12 protein-coding genes are annotated in these 13,706 nt (G+C 40.4%); 11 read left to right on the top strand and 1 reads right to left on the bottom strand.

Annotation, left to right across the window (positions count from 1 at the left end; all coding sequences use genetic code 11):
• Position 1: 1 nt before the first annotated feature.
• From RMZ95_RS06975 to RMZ95_RS06985, 3 genes are all read left to right on the top strand, one after another.
• The gene (locus RMZ95_RS06975; protein ID WP_322684374.1) at positions 2-1,282 is read left to right on the top strand and encodes a pitrilysin family protein; all 1,281 of its coding nucleotides are present in this window, start codon (positions 2-4) and stop codon (positions 1,280-1,282) included.
• Between the two features lie 148 nt (positions 1,283-1,430).
• Positions 1,431-2,294, top strand: a complete 864-nt coding sequence (locus RMZ95_RS06980; RefSeq protein ID WP_322684375.1) for a fructosamine kinase family protein — start codon at positions 1,431-1,433, stop codon at positions 2,292-2,294.
• Positions 2,295-2,586: 292 nt separating this feature from the next.
• Positions 2,587-3,225: a histidine phosphatase family protein gene (locus RMZ95_RS06985; protein WP_322684376.1), complete on the top strand. Its 639-nt coding sequence runs from the start codon at positions 2,587-2,589 to the stop codon at positions 3,223-3,225.
• A gap of 265 nt (positions 3,226-3,490) precedes the next feature.
• Here RMZ95_RS06985 and RMZ95_RS06990 read toward each other — a convergent pair whose 3' ends face one another.
• Positions 3,491-4,360: a helix-turn-helix transcriptional regulator gene (locus tag RMZ95_RS06990; protein WP_322684377.1), complete on the bottom strand. Its 870-nt coding sequence runs from the start codon at positions 4,358-4,360 to the stop codon at positions 3,491-3,493.
• A 303-nt stretch (positions 4,361-4,663) separates the two neighbouring features.
• Between RMZ95_RS06990 and RMZ95_RS06995 the strand changes: the two genes are divergently transcribed.
• The 8 genes from RMZ95_RS06995 to cas6 all read left to right on the top strand — a co-directional run bounded on the left by RMZ95_RS06995 (position 4,664) and on the right by cas6 (position 13,693).
• Positions 4,664-4,915 (top strand): DUF433 domain-containing protein, encoded by a 252-nt coding sequence (locus RMZ95_RS06995; protein WP_194144152.1) that lies wholly within the window; start codon positions 4,664-4,666, stop codon positions 4,913-4,915.
• Entirely contained in the window at positions 4,912-5,271 is a 360-nt protein-coding gene (locus RMZ95_RS07000) for a DUF5615 family PIN-like protein (protein ID WP_322684378.1), read from the top strand. Before RMZ95_RS06995 ends, RMZ95_RS07000 begins: the two co-directional genes overlap by 4 nt.
• A 122-nt stretch (positions 5,272-5,393) precedes the next feature.
• Entirely contained in the window at positions 5,394-8,087 is a 2,694-nt protein-coding gene (locus RMZ95_RS07005; RefSeq protein WP_322684379.1) for a CRISPR-associated protein Csc3, read from the top strand.
• 20 nt (positions 8,088-8,107) lie between these two features.
• Complete coding sequence (cas7d, locus tag RMZ95_RS07010; protein ID WP_322684380.1) at positions 8,108-9,136, top strand: type I-D CRISPR-associated protein Cas7/Csc2; 1,029 nt, start codon at positions 8,108-8,110, stop codon at positions 9,134-9,136.
• 3 nt (positions 9,137-9,139) lie between these two features.
• On the top strand, positions 9,140-9,898 hold the full coding sequence (gene cas5d, locus RMZ95_RS07015) for a type I-D CRISPR-associated protein Cas5/Csc1 (protein ID WP_322684381.1): 759 nt from the start codon (positions 9,140-9,142) through the stop codon (positions 9,896-9,898).
• Positions 9,891-12,173: a type I-D CRISPR-associated helicase Cas3' gene (gene cas3 / locus RMZ95_RS07020; protein ID WP_322684382.1), complete on the top strand. Its 2,283-nt coding sequence runs from the start codon at positions 9,891-9,893 to the stop codon at positions 12,171-12,173. The genes cas5d and cas3 overlap by 8 nt, the downstream gene beginning before the upstream one ends.
• Positions 12,174-12,249: 76 nt before the next feature.
• Positions 12,250-12,870 carry a 2OG-Fe(II) oxygenase gene (locus tag RMZ95_RS07025; RefSeq protein WP_322684383.1) on the top strand — a complete coding sequence of 207 codons (621 nt, stop codon included), beginning with the start codon at positions 12,250-12,252 and terminating at the stop codon, positions 12,868-12,870.
• Positions 12,860-13,693, top strand: coding sequence for a CRISPR-associated endoribonuclease Cas6 (gene cas6 / locus RMZ95_RS07030; protein ID WP_322684384.1), 834 nt, complete (start codon positions 12,860-12,862; stop codon positions 13,691-13,693). Before RMZ95_RS07025 ends, cas6 begins: the two co-directional genes overlap by 11 nt.
• Positions 13,694-13,706: the final 13 nt, after the last annotated feature.

Below are 13,706 nucleotides of genomic sequence, written 5' to 3' on the forward strand. Positions count from 1 at the left end.
AATGACCTCAACCCTGCGGAAATTTCCCCGTCTCAATGCTCCGACGCTGCACCAATTGCCCAATGGTTTGACAATCATTGCCGAGCAAATGCCAGTTGAAGCCGTAAACCTCAACTTATGGATAAAAGTTGGCTCTGCTGTTGAACCTGATGCCATTAACGGCATGGCTCACTTTTTAGAACACATGATTTTTAAAGGAACAGAACGACTGGCAAGCGGCGAGTTTGAACATCGAATTGAAGAGCGGGGTGCTGTTACCAATGCCGCTACGAGCCAAGATTATACTCATTACTATATAACTACTGCCCCCAAAGACTTTGCCGAGCTTGCGCCACTACAAATAGATGTAGTATCGAATGCGAGTATTCCTGATGATGCCTTTGAACGCGAGCGATTGGTAGTTTTAGAAGAAATTAGGCGTTCAGAGGATAATCCCCAGCGGCGTACATATCGGCGGGCGATGGAGACAGCTTTTGATTATCTACCCTATCGTCGTGCGGTATTGGGGCCAGAATCGGTGATTGCCGGACTTAAACCGCAGCAGATGCGAGATTTTCATGCTGATTGGTATCAACCCCAGTCAATTACGGCTGTGGCTGTGGGCAATTTGCCCGTAGAAGAATTAATCGCAACTGTTGCAAAAGGATTTACAGAAGCCACTAAAACTCCCCACTCCCCACTCCCTACTCCCCACTCCCCCCTGAATCCTGAATCACCATTTACAGAAATTGTTCGTCGAGAATTTATTGATGAAAGTCTGCAACAAGCAAGACTAGTAATGGTTTGGCGGGTTCCCGGAATGACTCAGTTAGATTGTACCTATGGATTAGATGTTTTAGCCGGAATTTTAGGACACGGACGGACATCAAGACTGGTAAGGGATTTACGGGAAGAACGGGGATTAGTTTCTTCAATTTCTGTGAGCAACATGAGCAACGAGCTACAAGGGGTATTTTATATTTCCGCTAAATGCGCAGTAGAAAATTTACCAGTTGTAGAGAATGCGATCGCTCAACACATTAGCAAACTACAAACAGAGTTGGTAACAGAATTAGAAATTGCGCGTATACGGCGGCGAGTAGCTAACAAATTTATATTTGGCAACGAAACACCAAGCGATCGCTCTGGGTTGTATGGTTATTATCAGTCTTTGGTGGGAAATTTGGAACCCGCCTTTAACTACCCGGCGATAATTCAGAGCCAAGATGCAACAGACTTGATGCAAGCAGCCAAAAAGTATCTATCTCCAGATGCTTATGGTGTAGTTTTTGTCAAGCCGTAAATTAAAAATTAAAAATTGGGAATAGGGCATGGGGCATTGGGCACAAGAGGCAGAGGGGAAAGACTTACTGCAACTTCTCCCTTGCTCCCTTGCTCCCCTGCTCCCCCTGCTCCCCCTGCTCCCTCATCCCCCACTCCCCAATTGAATCATGTGGACTCAAATCGACACCCATATTAGTCAGATGACTGGCGAAAAATTTCAGAGTCAGCAACGGCGATCGGTTGGTGGCGGGTGCATCAACCAAGGTTATGCTGTCTCTAATAGTGAGATAACCTACTTCGTCAAACAAAACCTTGCATCCCAAGTTGCAATGTTTGAAGCTGAGGCGTTGGGTTTAAAGGAAATGCTAGCAACAGCTAGTATTCGCATCCCCAAACCAATTTGCTGGGGTACTGCTGATAATTCTAGCTACATCGTCCTGGAATGGTTGGAACTTGGTAGCGGTAATAGCAATTCGTGGCTAGAAATGGGACGCAAGTTAGCAGTGATGCACAAAGCTAGCAATAGTCAAGTTTTTGGTTGGAAAATTAACAATACCATTGGTTCCACACCCCAAATCAATACTTGGACAGCAGACTGGACGGAATTTTATATTAAATATCGCCTGGGTTATCAATTTCAGTTGGCAAGACGACGGGGAGGTAATTTTCCTCAACAAGACAAGTTACTAGCAACTATCCCTGAACTATTGGCGGATCGTCACGTGCAACCTTCTTTAGTACATGGCGATTTATGGGGCGGAAATGCTGGGTGTACTGCATCGGGAGAACCAGTGATATTTGATCCAGCAACTTATTTTGCGGATAGAGAAGTTGATATCGCCATGACCGAATTATTTGGTGGTTTCCCCGCAGCGTTTTATAAGGGTTACAACGAGGTGTTTCCGTTAGATGCAGGCTATGAGCAAAGAAAAACGCTCTATAACCTGTATCACATTTTGAATCACTTCAATTTATTTGGCGGTAGTTACGATTCGCAAGCCAATAGGATGATTGACCAGATTTTACGATAATCTATGCGGATTAAATAAAGTGCAAAACTAGTGACACGGCGTCGCAAAAAGTGCCGAGCCAGTGCGGTCTTGGGCAAAGCCCTAAGTGGAGCATCTAGCGGCGTCCTTACTTCAATAATCCCACGTTTTTAAACATCGGTTCCCTCCTGCCTTCTACCTCCTGCCCCCTGCCTCCTGCCTCCTGCCCCCTGCCTCCTGCCTCCTGAATTTGTCCTGATGTCACAGACTCGATTGCGAGATTGATGGTATTTTGTCTTTGCACAAACTCCTTTATCCCAATCGCATACAAGCTATGACACTCAATTTATATTTACTGCGACATGGAGAAACTACCTTTAGTCAAAGTGGTAATTTCTGCGGTGAAACTGATGCGGAGTTGACAACAGAGGGGATGCAGATGGCATCCGCTTTTGCCGATGTTTATCAACAATTAAAGTGGGAAGGGGTTTATGTTAGCCCGATGAAGCGCACAATTGCAACTGCCAAGCCATTTTGTGATGCTATCGGTATAGATATGCAGTTGCGTGACGGACTTAGAGAAGGTAGTTACGGCGAATGGGAAACTAAGAGTAAATCGTTTGCCCAAGAGAATTACGCAGAAAACTATCTAAAATGGGTGACAGAACCCGCTTGGAATGCACCACTAGGTGGAGAAACTGCGGTAGATATTGCTAACCGTTCTATGCCTGTAATTGCTGAAATTCAAGAAAAACATCCCCAAGGTAATGTTTTAGTAGTTTCCCATAAAGCCACGATTCGGATTATGCTTTGCAGTTTACTGGGAATTGATTTGGGACGCTATCGCTATCGGGTGAATATTTTGGTCGCGTCGGTAAGTATGATTAAATTTGACGTTAATGGCCCTTTGTTAGAAATATTAGGCGATCGCCATCATATACCCGATCGTATTCGCTCTCGTCCGGGAACATAATAGTCTCTTAGGGACTTGCAAAAAATAAATTATCCCAAATTAATTATTTCTATATTTGTAGGGGCGCAAGGCCTTGCGCCCCTACAATTGGATTATTTTTTTAACTGGAAGACGCTGCTTCGCCTGGCTAGCGATCGCGTGGGTTGGCAAAGCCCTCAGTAAATAGGAGATTAATTTGATCGGGTATGAGGATTTATGCCCTGCCGAACCGATTTATTTTCATAGGTTCTAGCGTATCTTTGGTAAGATGCCTATCCCACAAGACTTAACTCCTGGTTTCGATATCGTATAACTGGCATAAGGTGAGGAGTTTTTGTTTAAGGCGATCGCGCAGACTCTCAGGTGATACAATCACGCAATCTTCCCAATACCGCGATACTTCTCGAATCAACCAAAAATCATTAACTACTCTCCGCACGACTTGGCGAACATCTCCAATAACTTCATCTTTAATGTCATCTTCTTTAGGTTGATAGGCTTTAACTAAGCCTTGGCGAAAATGCAAGTGCACTTCTAGATAACCTAGTTCTCCACGCCAATTTCCACTGGCGGGTATAGTTGCCATTGATTCGATGCGGTCTAGACGCAAGCACCGATTGTGCCATAGTTCTGGCAAATCAGGAATATCGTTTTCTACGTCTTGAGTTTCTTCACACCAAATCATTAAGTAAAAACGTCTCTCAAAGAAACGAACTTCAGCATAGCGAACTGTATATGCTAGTTCATCACCTTGAGAGTTTTGATAAACAAGGTAGAAAGGCTGTTGTCTCTTGATTAACTCTTCAATTTGAATTCGCCATGCAGGAGCAGGTTGACTTAGTTGTTTCATCAGCGATTGACGCAAGGGAGCTTCAATATTACTACGCTCTAACAAAAGTGTAAGTATAGTTTGAGCTTCCCCTATCTGACCTGCATCACTCAGAGCTTTGATAGCTTTGTGTAAAGCGTTAACTTGGTTTGAGTCAAGGGTGAAAGGCTTTCCGACCTCTACAGATTGTTGTGCGATCGCCACTATTAAGCCCGAAATACTGGGTTCTTTGCCCCAAGTGATATTGAGTTGGCGAGCGATCGCTTCTAGTTGTTCCTTAGTTCCTGGCGGAATTGACAGTGTAATTGTTTCTTTTTTTCTCGGCATTCCCAAAATGTACTTGCACTTTTAATTTAGTTGTGCCATACTTCTATTTGTAATTGTAAATCAGGATATTAACCTCAAGTGCATGGACAGATAGAAATAATTGTGTTCATTAAGGGAAGTGTAATCACATTACTTTGATGCTCTTGCAATGGGGTTATCAAAGAAGACATTAAAAAAGCCTGAGAGTAACTCTGGCTGACCAACCCTGATAGGGATTTGTTTGCAAAAATAAACTGTCCAGAATTTCCCTTAACTCCAATATTTGTTTCGATAAACCTTGTATTAGAGGTCATCGTATAAACCATGAACGAACAAACATTACTAGAAAGAATTACATTTAACCCCCAAATCTTTGGCGGTAAACCCATCATTCGAGGTCGTCGCCTAGCTGTTGAACATATTTTAGGAATGTTAGCAGTAGGAGATACTATTGAAACTTTGCTAGAAGCTTATCCCTGGTTAGAACGGGAAGATGTACAAGCCTGTTTAGTCTATGCACGAAGGTTAGTTGGTCATGAACGAGTTGAACCTTTATTCATAGAGTCTCCAAGGTGAAAATATTACTAGATACTTGCATTAATGCTAGGGTGCGTACCGATTTACAAACGGCTGGGCATGATGTAGTTTGGTCTGGAGATTGGCCAAAAGATCGAGGTGACGAAGAAATTTTAGCAACAGCCTATCGTGAAGGTAGGATTTTAGTCACCCTTGATAAAGATTTTGGAGAGTTAGCAATTTTGCGGGGAAATCCTCACTGTGGTATCTTGCGCTTAGTTAATCTCTCAACCACAGAACAATCAATAGTTTGTTTGCGGGTACTTCAGCTTTACGGAAACGAATTATTCTCTGGTGCAATTGTAACTGCTGAATTAGATAGAGTTAGAATTTGCCCACCTGAAAATAGGGCTTGAAAATTCATTCAATAAAAACTCGTGCTAGTGGCACAAGAAATTAAGACAGACTATGGTGTTTGTTGACCACTTTGTGAGACTGAGTTTGGTATTAAATCTATTTACAATTTATATCTCTCAATATGATTAAGCGCAGTCGGCTTTTAAATGCTCCTCCCAAAACTTTGGAGGAGATTTATTTCAGTGAAATTCGCCCCCAGCTTTACGAAAATCATGCATATCATCATCAGTACGGCGTAAGAAAGGGTACAACCCTTGCAGAACACCTCGATTCTGCGTGTCAGTTCATTTTGACAGTCAGCCGAATAGCAGAAGTTCCAGAAGATAAAAGACCTTTGCTACTAGCCGCAACTGCTGTACATGACCTGAATAAATTAGATACCAAAGGACGCAATGTTAAAACCCTGGCTAGAAATCAGGAGTTTTTACGAGAACAACTTGAAAAGGCTTGTGTACTTAGCTTTGTTATCTCACAGGATGATTTGGAGTTAGTCAGAAAGCTAATTGAGCGCCATTCAGGTCATAACGTCAGCGATGGAGCAAGATTTTTACCAGAAGACCCAAATATTGAACGTTGGGCGGCGATGCTTACAGCTGCGGACTTGTTTGATTTAGGAATTCCAGATACACAACGTTTTCGCAAACTGGAAAAAGAATTAACCGTTGCTTTTGGGCGAAGCTGTAATCTTTTTAGAATCAGTATCTCTGAGGATAAAGGCTATATTACAGCCCTATTGCTGGGTGCTTGCGAAGAAGTTTTGCAAAAGCATGGGTTAAATCCTTTAGCAATTTTCCCTGATGGCGAACTTTTTGAAGGAGAAGCTTTACTAAATGTTGATTTTACAAAAGAAATAGCTGCTGTTTGGCAAAGTAAAATTGACCAAGTTTTTAGTAATAATATCGAAAGACTTGTCAGAGCTACTAAAGATGGTATTAAAGTTACTCATCAAGCCATCCAACAAAACATTGAGGAAGTTTTAGTAAATGTTGAGGCTCTTTTAGAAAGGAAAAAAGCTGGTTATAAATCAGACAAGATTGCTAAAGATGTAACTAAGTGGGGTGAAGTGGCTGGTGCAGATGCACTAATAAAAGCGGCTGAACTTCAGTTATTCCCTGTAAGTAATGCAGAAGAATTTGCCATATCTGAAGGTTTAAAAGCAGCTTACCTCAGTTATAGAGAAGCCGGATTAAGTCCTAAAGAAGTTTGGGATAAAATCGCTCATCATACGGGTATATCTAAACTTCAGCGTACTGCAATTGAGCCATTTAATGGTCAATATGGGCGACCTTTATTTGCTGCTAAGGCTGCTGTTAAAGGAATTGAGGGTATTAAAGAAGCTCTACAAGAATCTTTCCAACTAAGAAAGGAAAGTACACAAATATCTGAAGAAACAGAAGTATCTGAAGAAATGATTGCAGCCGTTAGCCGAATGGTAAATTTACCTTTTGCTATTCGGTTAAATGGAGCCAATGATTTAAATGCTTATGTAGAAGCAAATCACAGACAAAGATGCTCTTTAGGTTCTACTTCTACTGATATAGATGAGCTAATTTCAGATAATATGCCTCCTGGTACAAAAGTACAAGCTTTTTCTAACCGCTTACCAGGTGGTATCAGTGCTGAACCGAAAAGACAAGCAGATTCAATTGCAGCTTTAGCTTACCAATTAATGGCAGTCGGTGCAAACTTTCCTGCTGTTAAAAAACAAGACCCGCTTTATTTGCACTTAGCATTACCTAAAGGTTCTGCTCCAGAACTGTTGAGATTTTGGCGTGGACTTTTAAAACAACTTGCAGCGACAAATGCTGAAGGTGGTACTGTCACTATTGATGAATTGAAATTATATAAAGATAATCAGCTTGAATTTAAAGCTAACAAATTAGTTGGTTTAGCATTACCAAAGCGTCCTGATTTTGTTCATACATCTGTCATTATTCCTTTACTTTGGGGAGATGTTAATAATTCTTTAGCTTTACTAAAATCACTGAGGCTTGCTTTAGAAATTTCCTTGTCCTTAGATATTGGCTTTCCTTTTACCTTGAGTAGCAATCTAGAGGTGGAGTTATCTAGTGAGGTTTACGGGCGAATAGAGGGAATTCCTTCTGCACTGCAAACTTTATTAGGAAATGGACAATATCAGCAACGCCAAGATGCAGAAAAAATTCTTGAGCGACTACGTTGCATTGGCAAACTAGCAACATCTGTTGCAAGTATTCAGAAAGCTGATGATTGTTTGTATGATTTGGCTCGTGCTTGTGTCAGACCAATTGAACTTTATTATGTCTTGCTACGTTGGACTCTGCGAGAACAAGAGGAACCAAACTTAAGTGTTATTTGGAGTCGCATTTGTGAACCGTTAAATACTTTACTGGAGAGCTTTATGCCGGATGAAAACTTACTCTTAACTAAATATCTTAGAGAAGCTGCTCAAGTTGCAGCAGAGGGAAAAATTTGGGGAAGTTCTTTTAAACGAACTGCTCAAGCAGAACCGTTTACAGCCTTTATTGCTGCTATTCGTTCTCAAAAGCCTTATTTGGGTTTGGATGTAATTTTCGCCGCTTTAGTACAGCAATATCATACTCGCTTAGATCGTATCCGTGAGCATGGTGTAGGTGCGACAAAGTATGAACAGGTGAAGCGTTATTACGACCTATTACGAAAACTATATGAGGAGGTTTATTCAGCACGCCCTGAAAAGTTTTTATCTGACCAAAAAACTTTAGAAGCTGCTTATTTATTCTTCCTTGAGGAAGCACGTAAACAACTCAAAAATCAATTTGAAGATGATTCTGTCGAAACAACTACAACTGTTTAAATAATTAGGAGTTTTTCATCATGCCCATTTCAAAACTTTCCTCGGTACTAGCAACAAGTTATGAGAATTTCCCCAAAGGACGTTTTATAACTTTAGTTGTTTTAAGAACAACACATTCTGAAACTATCTTTCGCACAGAAGGTTCAGGTGAACCAATGTGTAGCGAATTTGTCCAAGCTGGTTTAGAGGGTGAAAATCAAAAAATTATAATTCAACGCTTGGTAATGACTAAACGTAAACAAGTAGCACCAGAAAGACGCTACGGACGAGAACATTTAAGAGCACATGAGCTTTTATACACTAACCCTAAAGATGGCTCTCTTTGTTCTTTAAATACTAATGCACCTTGTGAAATGTGTGTAGATTGTTTCCTCTACGGCTTTGCGGCTGGTGGGGGTGGCGCACAGAAAAGCCGGATTTGGACTGAAGACGCTTTTAGTATTTTACCTGCTAGTGATGTTGTAGGCGATCGCACCATAAATGCCATCTACGAAACTGGTACAATGCGCGATGAAAAAGGTAACGCCTCAACAGCTTTAAATACCAGCGAATACATTAAACCAGGCGTGCATTTTTTGGATGTCGTCACCCTAAAAGATGTAACTGCTGATGAACTGCGTTATATCATCGGTAACATTCTGTTCACAAGTCGTTATGGTGCGGTTTCCAGTCGTGTTGGACGCATGGAAAACGAGATATTAGGTGTATTTGGTAGTATTACCGAACTTCCTAGTTCTCTGGAACTTGTACAAGCTACTTATGATGTATTAGGTAAGCCTTTAGAACATCCTTTGAATATTAATCAATTAATTACAGCAAGCAAACAAGTAATTGCTAATTGGAAAAATAAGAGAGGGGTTTCTGTGCAACTATCTGAAGAAGAATTAGCAAATTTAGTTACTGATGTAGAAACTAATTGGTCAGAAGCTGAACGTGATAATTTTCTTAAGCGTTTAACGCAATCCTATGAATCCTTCCGTCAGGTTGCACCTGAAAAGAAAAAGGCTAAGGCGAAAGGCAAGAATACACCAGTTGAAGTAGAGATTTAGGTTATGTCAACAATTCCTTTTCAGCAGGCAAAACTTGTTGAATTATACTGTCTTGAGCCAGTCTTTTTTGCCTCTAGGGAGTTGTCTGATACCTATTACACTGAGGGAGTAATTGGGAATTATGCTCTTACTTATGCTTTAGGTAAGGTAAATTCCCCCTATCGCCTCCAAGGTCAGGCTACAGGACGACCAACCTACAAAGAAGATTTCCAACCAATAGCGCATGATTTTTATATCTTACCAGCTTCACCAGTCGGTAGAGTTACATTCAGATTTGAACGTTTCAATGCTCTTTCTGATTCATACTGGTATGCAATGACTAATAACCGTGTTGCTACCGCGCGGGAAGATTTACCATTACAACGCCAAGGGAAAAAACCAAATTCATTTAGACCGAGTAATTTTCCGCAAACTGGAAGATTACGGATGATTGAACGCAGAAACAAATTTCAAACTTTGGTATTTGGAAATCACCAATTACCAACTTATATTCGCCTTGGTAAATTCATGAGTAAAGTAAAGGTGAATGTGCTGAATGAATTTCCTGTGACTTTACTACCAGAAGCTGAATATCAAAGTCAACATTATCTAAATGCTGCTGATTTACCACAGCAAATAGAGGCTTTAGCATTCGATTTAATTTCCATTCCTCCTGCACCCATTATTAAAAATCTTCGTTTTCGGGGTGCTGCTTGGCAAATTGGAGAAATGATTGTACCAGCAGATTTGCATTTTTGCGGTAGAGAAAGTAGCAATGAGTAATCAAAACTTAGTTATCAGATTAGAACCCCGCAGTATTTCAGCTTGTGCATCACCAGATAAAATATCTTTCATAAAAAATGCACTTCAACACCAACTAGATGTATTTGAACAATCGCAAGATGCAGACATTACCCTTGATTTAGCACCAACTGGCACAGGTAAAACTAAAGCAGGATTAGCAGTATTAAAACATCAACCGAATAATAGTGCTGTTTACATTGCTCCCACGAATGCTTTAATTGAACAGCAAACAGAAGCAGCAAAACAGTTTGTTCGTGATGCTAATTTACCTCATGTTGTGAAATCAGCCTCAGCTAAAGATATTAAAAGCTGGCCTGACGATAAAGTTGGCCGTCGTTCAGGAGAAAAGCTGTATAATGTTTTGCGAAATCCCGCTACAATTTTCAATGATGTTGGGGCAAATACACCAATTCTTTTGGTAACAAATCCTGATATTTTTTACTATGCAACTTTCTTTGCATATAACAATCTGGATAGAGGCAATATTGCTGCTGGTTTTTACACCAAATTTTCTACAGTCATTTTTGATGAATTTCACCTCTATGATGCTAAACAGCTAGTAGGAATGCTGTTTTATCTTGCTTATTCTCATGTTTTTCGGTTTTTTGAAAACGGACGCAAGGTAGTTTTACTCACAGCAACACCAGAACCAGCTTGTGAATTAGCATTGCAGAATTTAAAACAAGCTGGTGTGAGAATAGCAAGAATTGATGGAGAAGCAGGTAATACTAATTTTTTAGCATCACAAACAGCAGTTAATCTAGAATTAAGACCAAAACCAGATAGTAAGGAAGAGTGGTTAGCAGAGTTAGCAGCAGAAGTTGTCCAACGTTTTCGAGAAAGACCTGATGAAAATGGCGCTGTAATTTTGGACTCTCTTGATAATATTAATCGTCTATCAGATTTACTGCGACAGCAAGGAATTGGTGATGACATCGGACGTATTACAGGCCCTGCACCGAAAAAAGATAGACAAAGGGCTATGCAATGTAAAATCATTTTGGCTACTAGCACGGTAGATGTAGGATTTAACTTTGAAAGACATCCTAAACCAAAACGGCAAAATTTAGATTGGTTGATTTTTTCAGCACGCGATCGCGCCGCATTTTGGCAGAGAATTGGTAGAGTAGGGCGTGTTTTGGGTAAATCTGAAACCAATATTGATTCAGAAGCTATTGCATACTTACCTGCTAACGCTTGGGATGAAGGTTTAACCTCTCTAGATACTACTGGGGGACGTACCGCGCTAAAAGACTTACTTGAAACACTTCCCTGTTTAGATAAGCCTTTTTTAAAAGCTTACTGGCGTTCAGAAGCATTTCTGGAAATTGCCCGTCCCTTGTTGGAATTGGAAGAAATGCTTGAAGGTTTAGCTGAGGAAAAATTGATTTTGGATTTGTTCAATACTCTAAAATCTATTTTTGACGGAAACAGAACTTGGGATGATTATCGCTATAGAATGAAACTTTTGAGAGGTGCTGAAACTATTGCGAAAAAAACCCCCAAAGAAATCAAAAAGGATTGGAAGTATATTAAAGGTGGTCAAGCCTTTGTTAAAACTTTTATCAAAGCAAATTTTAGTGAAGATTGGGCAGATTTACAAGCCGGACGAGCCACTATAGAAGAATACGTAAACTCATTGCTTAAACAAGATGATCGTGTAATAGCTGAATTAAAAGAATTTGCTGAAGTTTTTAGTACCAGTTATGCACCATTATTTGATTTTCGCTCTAGTCTATTTGAAAGTCTTTCCATTCGTGACCCTCATGGTTTTATTTTAGATGAATCAGAGGAAACAAGACTAGATCCTTTTCACCTATTGCGCTATTACGAATTTATCCAAAATGGTGATTATATTGAAGTCACCAGTCGCGCTCTTGAAACTTATCAATTGAGTTTTCGATTGCGTTATACTGATAACTGGCAAGAATTTATCAGTACAGAACTGAACAAACTAACAGCTTTTAAAAATTGTCAAATTATCCGCAGTGCTGGAGGAGCAATACGACCCACACCTCTAATACAAGCTTTGAATAAACATCTTTTACCAGGAGTAATTATTTGCCCAATAACAAATGCTGCTGTTATTTTTCAATTAAATAAACAAGGAATTATTTCTTATCCAATAATCATTGATTGTAATGATATGGAGAAAGAATATAGATTTTTTACAGGTTTGTCAGGAATTTTAACAATGGCAATGAAGTTTAAACAATTACGTCTTCCAGATGATGAAGTTTTTATTGCAGGATAAGTAATTAAATTCTCGCACCAATGGTGCGAGAATTTGTAGAACATCAATTTATAAGCATATTTCTCTCACATCCCCAGTGAAATACTACCAACAACAAACCAACGCCTTCCCCAGCGATTACCTCAACAACTTGTGGGGAGAAATCCAAGCTTGTCCTTACTTTGCTATCAACAACCTCAACCGCGATTTTGTCGCCACTAAAGGATTTTCTGTAGTGTTCCAGCGTTCTGGATTAGCAAAAGTAGAACAGCAGTTTCCCTACTTCAAACCTTACCTCGATTTGGCTCTCCAGCCGAATTGTAATGCTTTTTACCTCAATCCTTTACAGCTAAAGGAAGGCTCCCGCGTCGATCCGCATATCGATCGCTCCCTGCGTTCCTACTCCAAAACCATTGAACCGCCTGCGGTTGTCAGTGTGCTTTATGTGCGCGTACCTGCGGATATGGAAGGGGGAGAACTGGTTTTGCGATCGCACAAACGCCAACTTGGGCAAATTAAGCCCCAATTCAATACTTTAGTTTACTTTCAAGGTGATTTAACCCATTCGGTTAACGCTGTCAAAACACCAGGAAATCGCTTAAGTCTCGTTTGTGAACAGTATAGTTTGAGTGAAACTGAACTCCAAGAAATCCCTGAGTTTACTGTAGAGTCAAGAATCACTCAGTCTACAACCAAAAAGAGAAAGTATGCCTCATAGTTTAGTGTTGAATTTGCTACCTCAATCGCCCATTCCACCACAGTATCTTACAGGTAGACATCTCCACGCCTTATTTTTAACTCTTGTTAGTTCTGTAGATAGCACATTAGGCGATCGCTTGCACGATTCCACTGCTGATAAAGCTTTCACCCTCTCTCCCTTACAAATTAATTCCTCCCTTTTGAAGGGGGGTAAGGGAGCTAAATTGCAATACTCACATCAACAACCCATTCCCGCCGGAACTCCTTGTTGGTGGCGCATCTCCTTATTAGATGACACTCTATTTGGTAAACTTACCCAACTTTGGCTAAATCTTAATCCCAATCGCCCTTGGCATCTTGGCCCGGCTGACTTGTATATTACCAGCATTCAAGGCACACCCCAATCTATTCAACCTTGGGCGAATGCCAGTACTTATGCTCAATTATACGAAGAAGCTAGCGATCGCAATTCTTCCATTAACCTTAGCTTTTCCACGCCTACCGCCTTCCGTCAAGGACAGTATGATACTACCCTTCCTACCAGAGAATCTGTTTTCAATTCCCTACTTTCGCGGTGGAATAAGTACAGTGGTATAGAATTTACTCAGATTGCGATCGAGTCAATCTTTCCTTCTTTTGTCAATATTCACACAGAAATATTAGCTGATTCTCGCAGCAAATTCATTGGCATTATTGGCGAAGTTAACTACAAGATTTTGGGAGAAATTGAACCCATCCAAATTAAGCAAATTAATGCTTTAGCTGATTTTGCTTTGTATAGCGGTGTCGGGAGAAAAACAACTATGGGAATGGGAATGACGCGGCGGCTGTATTCTCCCTAATTTCAATAATCAT

This window comes from Nostoc sp. DedQUE07 (assembly GCF_034530975.2).
Lineage (GTDB): Bacteria > Cyanobacteriota > Cyanobacteriia > Cyanobacteriales > Nostocaceae > Nostoc.